Source organism: Enterobacter sp. 186315 (assembly GCF_053290175.1).
This window is the reverse complement of sequence record NZ_JBPTTK010000008.1, coordinates 141,276-157,772: the sequence shown is the minus strand read 5'-3', so window position 1 is coordinate 157,772 and position 16,497 is coordinate 141,276. Positions and strand designations below refer to the sequence as shown.

The 16,497-nt window shown below is 56.1% G+C and carries 17 protein-coding genes; 10 read left to right on the top strand and 7 right to left on the bottom strand.

The annotated features are described in order from the left end of the window. Nucleotides 1-63 precede the first annotated feature (63 nt). From rpmG to radC, 3 genes are all read right to left on the bottom strand, one after another. A complete protein-coding gene (rpmG, locus tag ACSVHP_RS11740; protein WP_003024094.1) occupies nt 64-231 on the bottom strand; it encodes a 50S ribosomal protein L33 in 168 nt (55 codons plus the stop codon). A gap of 22 nt (nt 232-253) precedes the next feature. Continuing rightward, entirely contained in the window at nt 254-490 is a 237-nt protein-coding gene (rpmB, locus tag ACSVHP_RS11735; protein WP_002436699.1) for a 50S ribosomal protein L28, read from the bottom strand. A 218-nt stretch (nt 491-708) separates the two neighbouring features. Beyond that, on the bottom strand, nt 709-1,374 hold the full coding sequence (gene radC, locus ACSVHP_RS11730) for a RadC family protein (RefSeq protein WP_234674153.1): 666 nt from the start codon (nt 1,372-1,374) through the stop codon (nt 709-711). A 174-nt stretch (nt 1,375-1,548) separates the two neighbouring features. On the opposite strand from radC, the gene coaBC reads away from it, so the two are divergent. The 3 genes from coaBC to slmA all read left to right on the top strand — a co-directional run bounded on the left by coaBC (nt 1,549) and on the right by slmA (nt 3,913). After that, complete coding sequence (gene coaBC / locus ACSVHP_RS11725; RefSeq protein ID WP_447552041.1) at nt 1,549-2,760, top strand: bifunctional phosphopantothenoylcysteine decarboxylase/phosphopantothenate--cysteine ligase CoaBC; 1,212 nt, start codon at nt 1,549-1,551, stop codon at nt 2,758-2,760. Beyond that, nucleotides 2,738-3,196: a dUTP diphosphatase gene (gene dut, locus ACSVHP_RS11720; RefSeq protein ID WP_447552003.1), complete on the top strand. Its 459-nt coding sequence runs from the start codon at nt 2,738-2,740 to the stop codon at nt 3,194-3,196. The genes coaBC and dut overlap by 23 nt, the downstream gene beginning before the upstream one ends. 120 nt (nt 3,197-3,316) lie before the next feature. Next, complete coding sequence (gene slmA, locus ACSVHP_RS11715) at nt 3,317-3,913, top strand: nucleoid occlusion factor SlmA (protein ID WP_234674151.1); 597 nt, start codon at nt 3,317-3,319, stop codon at nt 3,911-3,913. Between the two features lie 41 nt (nt 3,914-3,954). On the opposite strand, the gene pyrE is transcribed toward slmA, so the two are convergent. Together pyrE and rph are read right to left on the bottom strand one after the other, a co-directional pair. Beyond that, nucleotides 3,955-4,596, bottom strand: coding sequence for an orotate phosphoribosyltransferase (pyrE, locus tag ACSVHP_RS11710; protein ID WP_120158955.1), 642 nt, complete (start codon nt 4,594-4,596; stop codon nt 3,955-3,957). 68 nt (nt 4,597-4,664) lie between these two features. Then, nucleotides 4,665-5,381 carry a ribonuclease PH gene (gene rph, locus ACSVHP_RS11705; protein WP_013094888.1) on the bottom strand — a complete coding sequence of 239 codons (717 nt, stop codon included), beginning with the start codon at nt 5,379-5,381 and terminating at the stop codon, nt 4,665-4,667. 125 nt (nt 5,382-5,506) lie between these two features. On the opposite strand from rph, the gene ACSVHP_RS11700 reads away from it, so the two are divergent. Both ACSVHP_RS11700 and ACSVHP_RS11695 read left to right on the top strand, forming a co-directional pair. After that, nucleotides 5,507-6,370 (top strand): YicC/YloC family endoribonuclease, encoded by an 864-nt coding sequence (locus tag ACSVHP_RS11700; protein ID WP_234674150.1) that lies wholly within the window; start codon nt 5,507-5,509, stop codon nt 6,368-6,370. A gap of 205 nt (nt 6,371-6,575) precedes the next feature. Then, on the top strand, nt 6,576-7,193 hold the full coding sequence (locus tag ACSVHP_RS11695; RefSeq protein WP_234674149.1) for a trimeric intracellular cation channel family protein: 618 nt from the start codon (nt 6,576-6,578) through the stop codon (nt 7,191-7,193). A gap of 1 nt (nt 7,194) precedes the next feature. Here the strand turns inward: ACSVHP_RS11695 and ligB are convergent, their stop codons facing one another. Further along, the gene (gene ligB / locus ACSVHP_RS11690) at nt 7,195-8,865 is read right to left on the bottom strand and encodes an NAD-dependent DNA ligase LigB (RefSeq protein ID WP_447552002.1); all 1,671 of its coding nucleotides are present in this window, start codon (nt 8,863-8,865) and stop codon (nt 7,195-7,197) included. Nucleotides 8,866-9,115: 250 nt separating this feature from the next. On the opposite strand from ligB, the gene gmk reads away from it, so the two are divergent. From gmk to recG, 5 genes are all read left to right on the top strand, one after another. Next, nucleotides 9,116-9,739, top strand: coding sequence for a guanylate kinase (gmk, locus tag ACSVHP_RS11685; RefSeq protein ID WP_234674147.1), 624 nt, complete (start codon nt 9,116-9,118; stop codon nt 9,737-9,739). Nucleotides 9,740-9,793: 54 nt separating this feature from the next. Continuing rightward, complete coding sequence (gene rpoZ / locus ACSVHP_RS11680; protein ID WP_000135058.1) at nt 9,794-10,069, top strand: DNA-directed RNA polymerase subunit omega; 276 nt, start codon at nt 9,794-9,796, stop codon at nt 10,067-10,069. Between the two features lie 19 nt (nt 10,070-10,088). Continuing rightward, a complete protein-coding gene (gene spoT, locus ACSVHP_RS11675; protein WP_447552001.1) occupies nt 10,089-12,203 on the top strand; it encodes a bifunctional GTP diphosphokinase/guanosine-3',5'-bis pyrophosphate 3'-pyrophosphohydrolase in 2,115 nt (704 codons plus the stop codon). Between the two features lie 129 nt (nt 12,204-12,332). After that, nucleotides 12,333-13,022, top strand: coding sequence for a tRNA (guanosine(18)-2'-O)-methyltransferase TrmH (gene trmH, locus ACSVHP_RS11670; protein WP_447552000.1), 690 nt, complete (start codon nt 12,333-12,335; stop codon nt 13,020-13,022). Nucleotides 13,023-13,025: 3 nt separating this feature from the next. Continuing rightward, nucleotides 13,026-15,107 carry an ATP-dependent DNA helicase RecG gene (gene recG, locus ACSVHP_RS11665; RefSeq protein WP_417313616.1) on the top strand — a complete coding sequence of 694 codons (2,082 nt, stop codon included), beginning with the start codon at nt 13,026-13,028 and terminating at the stop codon, nt 15,105-15,107. Between the two features lie 2 nt (nt 15,108-15,109). Here the strand turns inward: recG and gltS are convergent, their stop codons facing one another. Next, a complete protein-coding gene (gltS, locus tag ACSVHP_RS11660; protein ID WP_447551999.1) occupies nt 15,110-16,312 on the bottom strand; it encodes a sodium/glutamate symporter in 1,203 nt (400 codons plus the stop codon). Nucleotides 16,313-16,497 lie beyond the last annotated feature (185 nt).

Genomic DNA, 16,497 nt, shown 5'->3' with positions numbered 1-16,497 from the left:
GTCAGAAAGCAGAATGCAAAAAACCCCGCAGATGCGGGGTTTTTCAATACAAGGAGACTAAAATTATTTGATTTTAGCTTCTTTGTACAGTACGTGCTGGCGTACAACTGGATCGAACTTTTTCAGTTCCAGTTTTTCCGGCTTAGTACGTTTGTTCTTCGTGGTGGTGTAGAAGTGACCTGTACCAGCAGAAGAAACCAGCTTGATTTTCTCGCGAATACCTTTAGCCATGATTTATTTCCTCTTTAAGTACTTAGTACTTTTCGCCACGGGCACGCAGTTCGGACAGAACTGTATCGATGCCTTTCTTATCAATAACACGCATACCTTTAGCAGATACACGCAGGGTGACAAAACGCTTCTCGCTCTCAACCCAGAAACGGTGAGAGTGCAGGTTCGGCAGGAAACGGCGTTTAGTCGCGTTCAGTGCGTGGGAACGGTTGTTACCGGTCACCGGACGCTTGCCAGTAACTTGGCAGACTCGGGACATGTCTATTCTCCAAAAATCAAATTAGCTCGAGCTTCGTATGGGGTATCGGCGCCTCGTCAGGCTTTACAGCCCGGTCATCGCATAGTTCTAAGTGAACTCTCGATTGCCAGGCCCAAATGCCAAACCCGAGATTCTCAAAGGTGGCGTAGTATACGCTGACTCAGCGATGTGCTCAAGTCCCGAACAGACAAAGATCCCGATGGATCGCGTGAAATGGTCTAAATCCAACCATGTTCTGCAAAAGAAACGTACTCACCGCGACCGATTATCAAATGGTCAAGGACACGAATGTCCATGAATTGACAGCATTTGATGATGCGCGCGGTGATCTCTTTGTCGGCTCTGCTCGGTTGCGCACAGCCAGACGGGTGATTATGCGCGAGGATCACGCCCGCTGCATTCACTTTTATCGCTTCCCGCACAATTTCTCGCGGATGCACCTCAACGTGGTTCAGCGTTCCCGAGAACAGATGGCTGTGTTTCAGCACCCGATTTTTATTATCAACAAAGATCACCATAAAGATCTCGCGTTCGGCATCCGTCAGCTGGCTTTGCAGAAAATCGAGCGTCATTTCAGGGGTTAATAGCGGGTTATCCTCCAGCATTCGCACGCTATGAAAACGCCGGGCCAGCTCCGCGATAGCTTTTAGCTGGGTATATTTCGCCACGCCGATGCCCTCGACGTGCTTAAAATCCGCAAGCTCGGCGGTCAACAAGCCCGAGAGCGAACCAAAATGATGCAGTAGCTCGCGCGCCAGCGTAAAGACCGTCTTCCCCGGGCTTCCCGTGCGTAAAAAAAGGGCCAACAGTTCATCATCCCTGAGCGACGTGACGCCAAAGTTAAGCAATTTTTCACGCGGCAGCATCGGTAAAACGCTTTCCATATCCCTGTCTCCTTGTGTCTGCCGTTATGCTGCCACAGCCTACCCCGGCCTTCGACGCGCAGTTTTCATTCTTGCGTAACACCTCGCAAAGTGACCGAAGGACAAAAGCACCCCACATTTTGGATTGTGATAAAATGCCCGCTCTCTGGTGAAACCCAACAGGAAAGAATCATGATGAGCCTGGCCGGTAAAAAAATCGTTCTTGGCGTAAGCGGCGGCATCGCTGCCTATAAGGCGCCGGAGCTGGTACGCCGTTTGCGCGAGCGCGGGGCCGATGTGCGGGTCGCGATAACCGAAGGCGGCAAAGCCTTTATTACTCCACTGAGCCTGCAAGCCGTGTCGGGATACCCGGTATCCGATAGCCTGCTCGATCCCGCTGCCGAAGCCGCCATGGGGCATATTGAGCTCGGCAAGTGGGCCGACTTGGTGATTCTGGCACCGGCAACCGCTGACCTTATCGCCCGCGTTGCCGCCGGTATGGCGAACGACCTGGTCTCGACGATCTGCCTTGCAACGCCCGCGCCGGTCGCGGTTGTGCCTGCTATGAATCAGCAGATGTATCGCAACGCCGCCACCCAGCACAATCTGGACACGCTCGCCTCGCGCGGTCTGCTGATCTGGGGGCCGGACAGCGGCAGCCAGGCCTGTGGCGATGTCGGCCCGGGGCGAATGCTCGATCCGCTGACCATTGTCGACATGGCCGCCGCCCATTTTTCGCCTGTAAACGATCTGCAACATATCAACATCATGATTACCGCGGGCCCAACGCGCGAGCCGCTGGATCCGGTGCGTTACATCACCAATCACAGCTCCGGCAAAATGGGCTTTGCGATCGCGGCGGCGGCGGCGAAACGCGGTGCAAACGTCACGCTGGTGAGCGGCCCGGTTTCATTACCGACACCCCCTTTTGTCCAGCGTATTGACGTCACCACGGCGCTGGAAATGGAAGCAGCGGTACAGGCACACGCGCAAAATCAGTCGATTTTCATCGGCTGTGCGGCGGTTGCTGATTACCGTGCAGAGACCATTGCCGATGCAAAAATTAAAAAGCAAGGCGATGAATTAACGATAAAAATGGTCAAGAACCCGGATATTGTTGCCGGTGTCGCCGCATTAAAAAACCATCGTCCTTACGTTGTTGGGTTTGCCGCAGAAACAAATAATGTGGAAGAATATGCCCGGCAAAAACGTACCCGCAAAAACCTCGATTTGATTTGCGCGAACGATGTATCGCTGTCCACGCAGGGATTTAACAGCGACAGCAACGCACTGCACCTTTTCTGGCAGGATGGAGATAAAGTCTTACCGCTTGAGCGCAAGGAACTCCTGGGCCAACAATTACTGGACGAGATCGTTACCCGTTATGATGAAAAAAATCGACGTTAAGATTCTGGACCCGCGTGTTGGCCAGCAATTCCCGCTGCCAACCTATGCCACCTCCGGCTCTGCCGGTCTTGACCTGCGCGCCTGTCTCGATGACGCCGTAGAGCTGGCGCCGGGTGCGACCACCCTGCTCCCGACCGGCCTGGCAATCCACATTGCTGACCCGTCCCTGGCAGCGGTGATCCTGCCGCGCTCTGGCCTGGGCCATAAGCACGGCATCGTGCTGGGTAACCTGGTCGGCCTGATCGACTCTGACTATCAGGGTCAGCTGATGGTTTCCGTCTGGAACCGCGGTCAGGACAGATTCACCATTGAACCGGGTGAGCGTATCGCACAGATGGTCTTTGTACCTGTCGTGCAGGCAGAATTTAATCTGGTGGAAGAGTTTGATGCCACCGACCGCGGCGAAGGCGGCTTCGGCCACTCCGGGCGTAAATAACCCGCCGATAAACACGCGTTCCACAGCGCCATAATGCAATAACAAACCGCAGACGTCAGTTTGCGGTCGCTGTGTGGATGCCAGCCTGGCAAGTGATTATTTTCAGGGGTATTTTGTAACATGGCAGAAAAACAAACCGCGAAAAGGAACCGTCGCGAAGAAATACTTCAGTCTCTGGCTCTGATGCTTGAATCCAGCGATGGAAGTCAGCGCATCACCACCGCAAAGCTGGCGGCCTCGGTTGGCGTATCTGAAGCGGCGCTCTATCGTCATTTTCCCAGCAAAACCCGCATGTTTGACAGCCTGATCGAGTTCATCGAAGACAGCCTGATCACGCGCATCAATCTGATACTGAAAGACGAAAAGGACACTACCGCTCGTCTGCGCCTGATTGTGCTGTTGATTCTGGGCTTTGGTGAACGTAATCCAGGTTTGACCCGCATCCTCACTGGCCACGCGCTGATGTTTGAACAAGACAGACTTCAGGGCCGCATTAACCAGCTTTTTGAGCGTATTGAAGCGCAGTTGCGCCAGGTGCTGCGCGAGAAAAAAATGCGCGAAGGTGAAGGGTATGTCACTGACGAAACGCTGCTGGCAAGCCAGGTGCTGGCCTTCTGCGAAGGGATGCTCTCCCGCTTTGTGCGCAGCGAATTCAAATATCGTCCAACGGACGATTTTGACGCCCGCTGGCCGTTAGTGGCTGCTCAGTTGCAGTGATCCGTAGGCCCGGTAAGCGCTAGCGCCACCGGGCAAAAAAATTAAACGCCAAACTCTTCCCGATACGCACGCACCGCCGCCAGATGATCCGCCATCTCAGGCTTCTCTTCCAGATAGGCAATCAGGTCTTTCAGGGTGATGATTGAGGTCACTTTGCAGCCGTAGTCACGCTCCACTTCCTGAATTGCCGAGATCTCGCCACGCCCGCGCTCCTGACGATCTAAAGAGATCAGCACACCCGCAAGCGTTGCGCCGTTGGCCTGAATGATCTCCATAGATTCGCGGATTGCCGTGCCTGCGGTGATCACGTCATCCACCAGCATCACGCGCCCTTGCAGCGCGCTGCCCACCAGGTTGCCGCCTTCACCGTGGGTTTTGGCCTCTTTACGGTTAAAGCAGTACGGCACATCGCGATCGTGATGTTCTGCCAGCGCGACCGCCGTGGTGGTCGCAATCGGGATGCCCTTGTAGGCCGGACCAAACAGCAGGTCAAAATCAATCCCTGAATCTACCAGCGCTTCCGCGTAAAAACGGCCTAACAGTGCCAGATCGCGCCCGGTATTAAACAGCCCGGCGTTGAAGAAATAGGGGCTTTTGCGCCCGGATTTCAGCGTAAACTCGCCAAACTTAAGTACCTGCTTGTTAAGCGCAAACTCAATAAACTGGCGCTGATACGATTTCATGGATTTGCTCCTTTGGTTTTTTCTGTCTTACAGGCAAAAAAAAGGCGACTCATCAGTCGCCTTTAAAATCAATTTTCTAACGCCGCCTTCTGCGTCGTTACAATGGATTCGATTCCCCCTCGGGCCAGCGCCAGCAGGGTGAGTAGCTCTTCGTGGGTGAACGGCTCGCCTTCCGCCGTGCCCTGCACTTCAATGATTCGACCGTCTTCGGTCATCACCACGTTCATGTCGGTTTCGGCTGCGGAATCTTCGACATATTCCAGATCGCAAAGCGCTTCGCCGTTAACGATGCCAACAGAAACCGCGGCAACCATCCCTTTCATTGGGTTGGTTTTGAGCTTGCCTGCGGCAACCAGTTTGTTCAGGGCATCGGCCAGCGCAACGCAGGCACCGGTAATAGACGCCGTACGCGTACCGCCGTCAGCCTGAATCACATCGCAGTCCAGGGTAATGGTGAACTCACCCAGCGTTTTCAGATCAACTGCCGCGCGCAGCGCACGGGCGATAAGACGCTGAATTTCCATAGTACGGCCACCCTGCTTACCCTTCGCCGCTTCACGGGCGTTACGGGTATGGGTTGCGCGCGGCAACATGCCATATTCAGCGGTGATCCACCCCTGGCCCTGGCCTTTCAGGAAACGCGGGACGCCTTCTTCAATGGACGCGGTGCAGAGAACTTTGGTATCACCAAATTCAACCAGCACGGAGCCTTCAGCGTGTTTTGTATAGTTACGGGTCAGGGTGACGGGGCGCACCTGATTAGCGCTACGGCCTGCTGGACGCATGATGAATTCTCCGGCTTGAAACGAATGTGGCTGCGCATTATACGGATTAAACGCGCTTATTCCTATCCTGACAAAGCCCTGAAAGCTATAATCCCCCCATCTCTCCTTTAAAAACGGGAATGTCTATGATCCGCAGTATGACCGCCTACGCCCGGCGTGAAATCAAGGGCAGCTGGGGCAGCGCGACCTGGGAAATGCGCTCGGTAAACCAGCGCTACCTGGAAACCTATTTCCGTATGCCGGAGCAGTTCCGCAGCCTTGAGCCTGTTGTGCGCGAGCGTATCCGTACCCGTCTGACGCGCGGCAAAGTGGAATGTAATCTGCGCTTTGAGCCAGATGCCAGCGCGCAGGGCGAGCTGATCCTCAATGAAAAACTGGCAAAACAGCTCGTAAACGCGGCGAACTGGGTCAAAATGCAGAGCGACGAGGGTGAAATTAACCCCGTTGATATTCTGCGCTGGCCTGGCGTTATGGCTGCCGGTGAACAGGATCTGGATGCCATCGCCTCTGAAATTCTTGCCGCGCTCGACGGCACGCTGGATGACTTTATCGTTGCCCGTGAAACTGAAGGTCAGGCTCTGAAAGCCATGATCGAGCAGCGTCTTGAAGGCGTAAGCACCGAAGTCGCGAAAGTGCGTACCCACATGCCAGAAGTGCTGCAATGGCAGCGCGAGCGCCTGGTTGCCAAACTGGAAGAAGCGGAAGTACAGCTGGAAAACACCCGTCTGGAACAAGAGCTGGTGCTGATGGCGCAGCGCGTTGACGTCGCCGAAGAGCTGGATCGTCTGGAAGCGCACGTTAAAGAGACCTACAACATTCTGAAGAAGAAAGAAGCGGTTGGCCGACGCCTCGACTTTATGATGCAGGAGTTCAACCGCGAGTCGAACACCCTGGCGTCCAAGTCGATTAACGCCGAAGTAACCAACTCTGCGATCGAGCTGAAAGTGCTGATTGAGCAGATGCGCGAGCAGATCCAGAACATCGAGTAATGCTTAACGGGTGGTGTCGCTCGATGCCACCCATTATTATTTCTAATCCTCTTTATCCTGAAATTTTTCCTGCTACCGCTAGTCTCAAGCCTCTTCCTGGCGTTATTGATAAAAATTTATAGGGCAAATTGATTCGCCTTAGAAAATCTCAATCGTGATCCTGCGCACAAATCGTTAACCTCCAGCCCTACATACCGGAGGTTATATGCTGCTTCACATTCTTTATCTCATTGGCATTACCGCAGAAGCGATGACCGGGGCGCTGGCTGCCGGACGCCGCCGCATGGATACCTTCGGCGTGATCATCATCGCTACGGCGACCGCACTCGGCGGCGGCTCCGTGCGCGATATGCTGCTGGGCCATTATCCGCTCGGCTGGGTGAAGAACCCTGAATACGTCATCATCGTGGCAACCGCTGCGGTATTAACCACCATTGTGGCACCCGTGATGCCCCATCTGCGTAAGCTATTCCTGGTACTGGATGCGCTGGGGCTTATCGTCTTCTCTATCATCGGCGCGCAAATCGCGCTGGATATGGGTGAAGGCCCGGTTATTGCGACCATCGCCGCCGTGGTCACCGGGGTATTTGGTGGCGTGCTGCGGGATATGTTCTGCAAACGCATCCCGCTGGTTTTTCAGAAAGAGCTGTATGCGGGGATCTCTTTTGCGGCGGCGGTGCTTTACGTTGCGCTACAGCACTATGTCTCTAACCACGATGTCGTGGTTATCTCCACGCTACTGTTCGGCTTTACTGCCAGAATGCTGGCGCTGCGCCTGAAGCTCGGCCTGCCCGTGTTTCATTACAAGCACAACGCCCACTGAGTTAAAACCCGGTAATGCGCTGCTTCGCAAGCCAGTTAGCCAGCGCATCGATCTGTGGCTGATGGATCCAGTGAACGATTTGCTGTGATTTCTCTTCCCCGGTTCCCGGCAGCGCTCGCCAGTCCGTCACATTTTGCCTTCGCATTTCCTGCCATGACATACCCGCCACGGCGTTTAATGAAGCGCGAGCCAGCGGTAGCCCCATCGCTGTCACCCACCGGATAAAGGGTTTATCGCGCGTCAGATTAAAACGATGCCATAGCGCTTCTCCCCGCGCAGGAGAAAACCCCGGAGTCGCCCGTAGCTGAGCCTGCGTTAACAACAGCCACGAGAAAATATGCTCAAAACGGTGCGCCTGATGAAGCGCACGCCAGCCGGACTCCCCCACGCCGTCGATATCCAGCACCTGCTTCGAGCTTAGCCACGTCAGCCGGGCAATAAACTGCTCCATGCATCCAGGTGAGGCATAAAAACAGGTCAGCGAATTGAAGCGCCCCGTGGGTGGCTGCGGCTTTTGTCTGTCCTGCCCCCGCCAGACCACCTTATCGAACCGGGGGATCCCCTGCCCGGCAAGGCTCAGTTGGATCTGATCCCCTGGCGCGATATCCAGCCTCTGCCAGCGTTCGACCGAGCCCAGGCTCACCCGCTGCACGCGCTTATCATCAAGCAGTACCGGCTCGAGCGTAGCCACCACGGATATCTTGCCCGTTCTTCCCACCGTAAATTGAATATCGTTCACCTGTGCGACTTGCGAAACCGGGTCATACTTCCACGCAGCCACCCAGTGCCCTTCACCCGGTAGCCAGCGTTCACCCGATGGCTCGCTCCCAGAGCGAACGATAATGCCATCCGTTGCAAACGGCAGTGGCGATGTCAGCCAGTGCGCGCGCTGTTTCCCGACGCCCTCAACGGAGCGTGCTGGCAACGTATAGCGCACCGTATGGCTGAAACCGGCATTCTCAAAGATTGCAAGGCGCTGCTGCATCGTTGCCGGGCCGTCCGGCCAGGCCCAGATAAACAGACCGATACGGCTCAACAGTGATTTATCCGTTTGCCGCATCATGGCTCCCGCCACTTTCGCGCGGGCGTTCATGCCACCCATTTGCTGCTGGATGTGCCCTTCGCTCAACAGAAAAAGCTCCCCCTGTAATACGCTGTTTGCCAGCGCACCTTGCAGCATTTTGGGGATAGAAGGTATTAAGCGCACCTGTTCGGTCCAGTCTTCGCCCTGAATGCCATTGCCCCGACTCACTGCCCGAGCGAGTGTGCCGTTGCGATACTCCAGCGTCACCGCAACGCCATCGACTTTTGGCTGCATCCACAGATCGCGACGCGCGCGCATCCATTGCGAAAGCGCCACTTTACTGGAAACCTTTTGCACACCCGTATGGGCAACGGGATGCTTTACGCTGCCGGTAAGCGCGGGGATCGCAAGTTCCGGGGACTCGCTGTCAAAGCAGCGCTGCCACTGCTTCAGCCGCGCGTTAAGTCGATCGTAAACGTCGTCATTGACCTCACTCACGCCCTGTTTCCAGTAGGCATCATCCCAGCGCTTGATCTGCGCCCCCAGCATCGCCATCTCTTTTTCTGCTTTTGCCGGTGACCAGACCGGACACACCGCCTGGCTATAGCCGCACCACAACAACATTACTGAGCTTATCCATCGCCACATCGAACACCTCCTTTAACGGACGAGAGGTATAACGCGATGCGCATCAGAGCGCTAACGCCAAAAGCGCAGTTTGCGAGGCGTTATCCAGGGATTATTTTTGTTGCAGCAAAACGGGCGTAAAACCGGAAAACGGTACGCAAAATTCAACAATCCAGGGGAAAAAGTGTGACAAAGGCTACGTCACAGAGCGGCGACGTGTATAATAAACCCGTATGTAAGACTTCTTCGCTAACACATACAAAAGACTCTCATGGCTCAAGGCACGCTTTATATTGTTTCTGCCCCTAGTGGCGCGGGTAAATCCAGCCTGATTCAGGCGCTGTTAAAAACCCAACCGTTGTACGACACACAGGTTTCTGTTTCTCACACCACGCGCGCGCCGCGTCCTGGTGAAGTGCACGGTGAACACTACTTCTTTGTGGATCACGACGAATTTCGGGCGATGATTAACAGAGATGCGTTTCTTGAACATGCCGAAGTGTTCGGTAATTACTACGGCACCTCGCGTGAAACCATCGAGCAGGTTCTGGCGACAGGCGTAAACGTGTTCCTGGATATTGACTGGCAGGGTGCGCAGCAGATTCGCAAGAAAATGCCTGATTCCCGCAGTATCTTTATTTTACCGCCGTCGAAAGACGAGCTGGATCGCCGCCTGCGTGGGCGCGGCCAGGACAGCGAAGAAGTGATTGCAAAGCGTATGGAGCAGGCAGTTGCAGAAATGAGCCATTACGCGGAATATGATTACCTTATTGTGAATGATGATTTTGATGCCGCACTCAGCGATCTCAAAACCATTCTTCGTGCAGAACGTCTGCGTATGAGCCGCCAGAAGCAGCGACATGACGCATTAATCACCAAACTGTTGGCAGACTGAACCCACTTTCAGTATCATGCCCAGTCATTTCTTCACCTGTGGAGCATTTTAAGTATGGCACGCGTAACTGTTCAGGACGCTGTAGAGAAAATTGGTAACCGTTTTGACCTGGTGCTGGTCGCCGCGCGTCGCGCTCGTCAGATGCAGGTAGGCGGCAAAGATCCGCTGGTACCGGAAGAAAACGATAAAACCACCGTTATTGCACTTCGCGAAATCGAAGAAGGTCTGATCAACAATCAGATCCTCGACGTGCGTGAGCGCCAGGAGCAGCAAGAGCAGGAAGCCGCAGAATTGCAGGCCGTCACCGCCATTGCTGAAGGTCGTCGTTAATTAAACCTGCGGGTCGCCCTTGTATCTGTTTGAAAGCCTGAATCAGCTGATTCAAACCTACCTGCCTGAAGACCAGATTAAGCGTCTTCAGCAGGCTTATCTCGTTGCACGTGACGCTCACGAGGGCCAGACACGTTCAAGCGGTGAACCCTATATCACGCACCCGGTAGCGGTGGCCTGTATTCTGGCCGAGATGAAACTCGACTACGAAACGCTGATGGCCGCCCTGCTGCATGACGTGATCGAAGATACCCCCGCCACCTACCAGGATATGGAACAGCTGTTTGGCAAAAGCGTTGCCGAACTGGTGGAAGGGGTCTCTAAGCTTGATAAGCTTAAATTCCGCGACAAGAAAGAGGCGCAGGCCGAAAACTTCCGCAAGATGATTATGGCGATGGTGCAGGATATCCGCGTCATACTCATCAAACTCGCAGACCGTACCCACAACATGCGCACGCTGGGCTCACTTCGCCCGGATAAACGTCGCCGCATTGCCCGTGAAACTCTCGAAATTTACAGCCCGCTGGCACACCGTTTAGGTATTCATCACATTAAAACCGAGCTGGAAGAGCTGGGTTTTGAAGCGCTGTACCCAAACCGCTATCGCGTGATTAAAGAGGTGGTGAAAGCCGCACGAGGCAACCGTAAAGAGATGATTCAAAAGATCCTCTCTGAAATCGAAGGACGTTTACAGGAAGCGGGAATTCCGTGCAGCGTTAGCGGGCGCGAAAAACATCTGTACTCCATCTACTGCAAAATGGTGCTTAAAGAGCAGCGTTTTCACTCGATTATGGATATCTACGCCTTCCGCGTGATCGTCCGTGATTCCGACACCTGCTATCGCGTTCTGGGCCAGATGCACAGCCTGTACAAGCCGCGTCCGGGTCGCGTCAAAGACTACATTGCCATTCCAAAAGCGAACGGCTATCAATCTTTGCACACCTCGATGATCGGTCCTCACGGCGTGCCTGTTGAGGTGCAAATTCGCACCGAAGACATGGACCAGATGGCAGAAATGGGTGTGGCCGCACACTGGGCTTATAAAGAGCACGGTGGCGAGAGCAGTACCACGGCGCAAATCCGTGCGCAGCGCTGGATGCAAAGCCTGCTGGAGCTGCAACAGAGCGCCGGTAGCTCGTTTGAATTTATCGAGAGCGTTAAATCCGATCTCTTCCCGGATGAGATTTACGTTTTCACACCAGAAGGGCGCATTGTCGAGCTGCCTGCTGGTGCAACGCCGGTCGACTTCGCCTACGCGGTGCACACCGATATCGGTCATGCCTGCGTTGGCGCGCGCGTCGACAGACAGCCTTATCCGCTGTCTCAGCCGCTTTTCAGCGGCCAGACGGTCGAAATTATTACCGCGCCGGGCGCCCGTCCGAACGCGGCGTGGCTGAACTTTGTCGTCAGCTCCAAAGCGCGCGCAAAAATTCGTCAGCTGCTGAAAAACCTCAAGCGCGATGATTCCGTCAGCCTGGGGCGTCGTCTGCTCAACCACGCGTTGGGCGGCAGCCGTAAGCTCGCTGAGATCCCAAAAGAGAATATCCAGCACGAGCTGGAGCGCATGAAGCTGGCGTCGCTTGACGATCTGCTTGCTGAAATCGGTCTTGGCAACGCCATGAGCGTGGTGGTAGCGAAGAACTTGCAGCAGGCCGATGCGGCTGCCGTACCGTTGACCGCTCAGGGTCACGGTCATCTGCCGATCAAAGGCGCTGACGGGGTGCTTATCACCTTCGCCAAATGCTGCCGACCTATTCCGGGCGACCCGATTATTGCGCACGTCAGCCCTGGCAAAGGGCTGGTGATCCACCACGAGTCCTGCCGTAACATCCGTGGCTACCAGAAAGAGCCTGAGAAGTTCATGGCGGTTGAGTGGGATAAAGAGACCGCGCAGGAATTTATCACCGAAATCAAGGTGGATATGTTTAACCATCAGGGCGCGCTGGCGAACCTGACGGCGGCGATCAACACGGCGTCTTCCAATATTCAAAGCCTGAACACGGAAGAAAAAGATGGTCGCGTATATAGCGCGTTTATCCGTCTGACCGCCCGTGACCGTGTGCATCTGGCGAACATCATGCGCAAAATCCGCGTCATGCCGGATGTGATTAAAGTCACCCGTAACCGAAACTAGTGCTAAACACAAAATCATTCGAATTGCATCAAGGCGGCAAGCGAATGAATCCCCAGGAGCGTACAGAAGTACGTGACTGGGGTGAATGAGTGCAGCCAACGCCGAGGCAATTTGAAGGATGACGTGTTTATGAATTTAAAACGTTACGAGCGTATCAGTGAAATGCTCGCCAGACGCCAGCCCGATCTGACGGTCTGCATGGAGCAGGTTCATAAGCCTCATAACGTTTCTGCCGTTATCCGTACCGCAGACGCCGTGGGCGTGCATGAAGTCCACGCCGTCTGGTCCGGTCACCGTATGCGTACCATGCTGTCCGCCGCCGCAGGCAGCAACAGCTGGGTATCGGTTAAGTCCCATCAGACCATTGGCGACGCCGTATCGCATCTGAAAGGCCGCGGTATGCAGATCCTCGCGACCCATCTCTCCGACAACGCCGTTGATTTCCGCGAAATAGACTACACCCGCCCGACCTGTATTTTGATGGGTCAGGAGAAAACCGGGATCACCCAGGAAGCGCTGGATCTGGCGGATCGGGACATCATCATCCCGATGATCGGCATGGTGCAGTCGCTGAATGTCTCCGTGGCCTCTGCGCTCATTCTGTATGAAGCGCAGCGCCAGCGTCAGAACGCCGGGATGTACGAACGCAGCAACAGTATGCTGCCGGAAGACGAACAGCAGCGCCTGCTGTTTGAAGGCGGCTACCCGGTGCTGGCTCGCGTGGCGAAGCAGAAACAGCTCCCTTACCCCCACGTCAACGCGCAGGGCGAAATCGAAGCCGATGCCGAGTGGTGGGCCACCATGCAGTACGCAGGGTAATTGATGAAAGGCCGCCTGCTGGATGCCATTCCGCTCAATACGCTGACCGGCGTGGGCGCAGCGCAAAGCAGTAAACTGGCGAAGATTGGCCTGCATACGGTGCAGGATCTCCTGCTCCACCTCCCCCTGCGTTACGAAGACCGCACCCAGCTTTATAAAATTGGCGATCTGCTGCCGGGCATTTATGCCACCGTGGAAGGCGAGGTGCTGAACTGCAACATCACCTTCGGCGGACGCCGGATGATGACCTGCCAGATCAGCGACGGGACCGGCATTCTCACCATGCGCTTTTTCAACTTCAGCGCGGCGATGAAAAATAGCCTGGCGACGGGCCGACGCGTGCTGGCCTATGGCGAAGCCAAGCGCGGCAAATATGGCGCAGAGATTATCCATCCGGAATACCGTGTGCAGGGCGATCTCAGCACCCCGGAGTTGCAGGAAACCCTCACCCCGGTCTACCCGACCACCGAAGGCATCAAGCAGGCGACGCTGCGCAAGTTGACCGATCAGGCGCTTGAGCTGCTGGATACCTGCGCCATCACCGAGCTGCTGCCGCCCGAGCTGGCGCAGGGGATGATGAGCCTGCCGCAGGCCTTGCGCACGCTGCACCGTCCGCCGCCGTCGCTCCAGCTGAGCGATTTAGAAAGCGGCCAGCATCCGGCCCAGCGGCGGCTTATCCTTGAAGAATTACTGGCGCATAACCTGAGTATGCTGGCGCTCCGTGCAGGCGCGCAGCGCTTCCACGCTCAGCCCCTGAGCGTCCGCGATGATTTAAAAGATAAGCTGCTGGCCTCGCTGCCGTTTAAGCCGACCGGCGCGCAGGCGCGCGTGGTTGCAGAAGTGGAACGGGATATGGCGCTGGATGTGCCGATGATGCGCCTGGTGCAGGGCGATGTCGGCTCCGGGAAAACGCTGGTTGCTGCCCTTGCCGCCCTGCGCGCCATTGCCCACGGCAAACAGGTGGCATTGATGGCACCAACGGAACTGCTGGCCGAGCAACACGCCAACAACTTCCGCAGCTGGTTCGCCCCGCTTGGCGTTGAAGTGGGCTGGCTTGCGGGTAAACAAAAGGGTAAGGCGCGGCTGGCGCAGCAGGACGCGATTGCCAGCGGCGCGGTGCAAATGATCGTCGGGACCCACGCCATCTTCCAGGAGCAGGTGCAGTTTAACGGCCTGGCGCTGGTGATTATCGACGAACAGCACCGCTTTGGCGTGCATCAGCGTCTGGCGCTGTGGGAAAAGGGGCTGCAACAGGGCTTCCATCCGCATCAGCTGATCATGACCGCAACCCCGATTCCGCGCACCCTGGCGATGACGGCCTATGCCGATCTGGATACCTCCACCATCGACGAACTGCCGCCGGGCCGAACGCCTGTCACCACCGTTGCCATCCCGGACACGCGCCGCAGCGATATCATCGACCGCGTGCGCAACGCCTGCACGCAGGAAGGACGTCAGGCGTACTGGGTCTGCACGTTGATTGAAGAGTCTGAACTGCTCGAAGCGCAGGCCGCCGAGGCCACGTGGGAAGAGCTCAAACTGGCGCTGCCGGAGCTGAACGTGGGTCTGGTTCACGGGCGCATGAAGCCTGCCGAGAAGCAGGCGGTAATGCAGTCTTTCAAGCAGGGAGAGTTGCATCTGCTGATCGCCACCACGGTGATCGAAGTGGGCGTGGACGTCCCGAACGCCAGCCTGATGATTATCGAGAACCCGGAGCGTCTGGGTCTTGCGCAACTTCACCAGCTGCGCGGTCGCGTCGGGCGCGGTGCGGTGGCCTCCCACTGCGTATTGCTCTATAAAGCTCCGCTGTCAAAAACCGCGCAGATGCGTTTGCAGGTGCTGCGCGACAGCAACGATGGCTTCGTGATTGCGCAAAAAGATCTGGAGATCCGCGGCCCTGGCGAACTGCTCGGCACCCGCCAGACCGGGAATGCGGAATTTAAAGTGGCCGACCTGCTGCGCGATCAGGCCATGATCCCCGAAGTTCAGCGCCTTGCGCGGCATATTCACGAACGCTACCCCGAACAGGCGGCAGCGTTAATTGAACGCTGGATGCCGGAAACCGAACGTTATTCCAACGCCTGATATCAGCCGAAAATCGGCAGCATCAGGTACAGCTTGATCACCAGCGCGTTGACGATATCAATAAAGAACGCGCCGACCATCGGCACCACCAGAAACGCCATATGCGATGGCCCGAAACGTTCAGTGATGGCCTGCATGTTGGCGATAGCCGTTGGCGTCGCCCCCAGACCAAAGCCGCAATGCCCCGCCGCCAGCACCGCCGCATCGTAGTTTTTGCCCATCATCCGCCAGGTGACGAAGATGGCATAGAACGCCATAAACAGCGTCTGCACCGCCAGAATCGCCAGCATCGGCAGCGCCAGTGAAGCCAGCTCCCACAGTTTGAGGCTCATCAGCGCCATTGCCAGGAACAGCGACAGGCAGACGTTACCCAGCACGGACACCGCCCGCTCAAACACGCGGTAAAAGCCCATCAGCGCCAGACCGTTGCTGAGGATCACGCCGATAAACAGCACGCAGACAAAGGTCGGCAGCTCGAAGGCCGTGCCCGCCAGCCATTGCGCAACCAGCTTCCCGACCGTCAGGCAGATGGCAATCATCGCGATGGTTTCAATCAGCACCAGCGAGGTGATCACGCGCCCGACGTCCGGTTTTTCAAAGGCCGTCGGCACCAGCTCATCGTCCGGTCTGCCGTCTGGCGTGGTGGAGTGCTTAACCAGATAGCGCGCTACCGGGCCGCCAATCAGCCCGCCCAGCACCAGGCCAAAGGTGGCGCAGGCCATCGCCACTTCGGTCGCGTTTTCAAAACCGTAGCGCTCGATAAACAGCTTGCTCCACGCAGCGCCCGTACCGTGGCCGCCCGACAAGGTAATTGAGCCGGCCAGCAGACCCATTAACGGATCCAGCCCCAGCAGGGACGCCATGCCGATACCAATAGCGTTTTGCATCAGCAGCAGCCCCACCACCACAATCAGAAACACGCCGAGCACTTTACCGCCGGAGCGCAGGCTCGCGAGGTTGGCGTTCAGGCCGATGGTGGCGAAGAACGCCAGCATCAGCGGGTCTTTCAGGGACATATCAAAATCGATTTCCCAGCCCATGCTCTTTTTCAGCACCAGCAGGGCTAGCGCCACCAGCAGTCCACCGGCGACGGGTTCAGGAATGGTGTATTTCTTCAGAAGGGAAACGCTATGCACCAGCTTGCGGCCAAGCAGCAAGACCAGCGTTGCGGCAACAAGCGTCGACAACGTATCGAGATGAATCATAGAAGGCTCCTTTTATGCGCGTGTTCCATGCACACGCGGCGTTATCCTGGCCGATTTGCGATCGTCATGAACCGTCGGCGCGAAAAGTGTAATTTCTTTTTTTCCCGGATTGTAGAAAACCTGCTCGAAGTGCGGGAATTTGTCGCTTTTTTTGCTGGCAATCGTTTGCTTTTACCAGGTGGTCA

Bases quoted from the DNA above. Each gene is read 5' to 3' on its own strand.
- ligB (WP_447552002.1), bottom strand. From the start codon at position 8,865: ATGTGGCGATGGATAAGCTCAGTAATGTTGTTGTGGTGCGGCTATAGC.
- recG (WP_417313616.1), top strand. From the start codon at position 13,026: ATGAAAGGCCGCCTGCTGGATGCCATTCCGCTCAATACGCTGACCGGC.
- trmH (WP_447552000.1), top strand. From the start codon at position 12,333: ATGAATTTAAAACGTTACGAGCGTATCAGTGAAATGCTCGCCAGACGC.
- ACSVHP_RS11695 (WP_234674149.1), top strand. From the start codon at position 6,576: ATGCTGCTTCACATTCTTTATCTCATTGGCATTACCGCAGAAGCGATG.
- ACSVHP_RS11700 (WP_234674150.1), top strand. From the start codon at position 5,507: ATGATCCGCAGTATGACCGCCTACGCCCGGCGTGAAATCAAGGGCAGC.
- radC (WP_234674153.1), bottom strand. From the start codon at position 1,374: ATGGAAAGCGTTTTACCGATGCTGCCGCGTGAAAAATTGCTTAACTTT.
- rph (WP_013094888.1), bottom strand. From the start codon at position 5,381: ATGCGTCCAGCAGGCCGTAGCGCTAATCAGGTGCGCCCCGTCACCCTG.
- dut (WP_447552003.1), top strand. From the start codon at position 2,738: ATGATGAAAAAAATCGACGTTAAGATTCTGGACCCGCGTGTTGGCCAG.
- coaBC (WP_447552041.1), top strand. From the start codon at position 1,549: ATGAGCCTGGCCGGTAAAAAAATCGTTCTTGGCGTAAGCGGCGGCATC.
- slmA (WP_234674151.1), top strand. From the start codon at position 3,317: ATGGCAGAAAAACAAACCGCGAAAAGGAACCGTCGCGAAGAAATACTT.
- rpmG (WP_003024094.1), bottom strand. From the start codon at position 231: ATGGCTAAAGGTATTCGCGAGAAAATCAAGCTGGTTTCTTCTGCTGGT.
- gltS (WP_447551999.1), bottom strand. From the start codon at position 16,312: ATGATTCATCTCGATACGTTGTCGACGCTTGTTGCCGCAACGCTGGTC.
- rpmB (WP_002436699.1), bottom strand. From the start codon at position 490: ATGTCCCGAGTCTGCCAAGTTACTGGCAAGCGTCCGGTGACCGGTAAC.
- gmk (WP_234674147.1), top strand. From the start codon at position 9,116: ATGGCTCAAGGCACGCTTTATATTGTTTCTGCCCCTAGTGGCGCGGGT.
- rpoZ (WP_000135058.1), top strand. From the start codon at position 9,794: ATGGCACGCGTAACTGTTCAGGACGCTGTAGAGAAAATTGGTAACCGT.
- pyrE (WP_120158955.1), bottom strand. From the start codon at position 4,596: ATGAAATCGTATCAGCGCCAGTTTATTGAGTTTGCGCTTAACAAGCAG.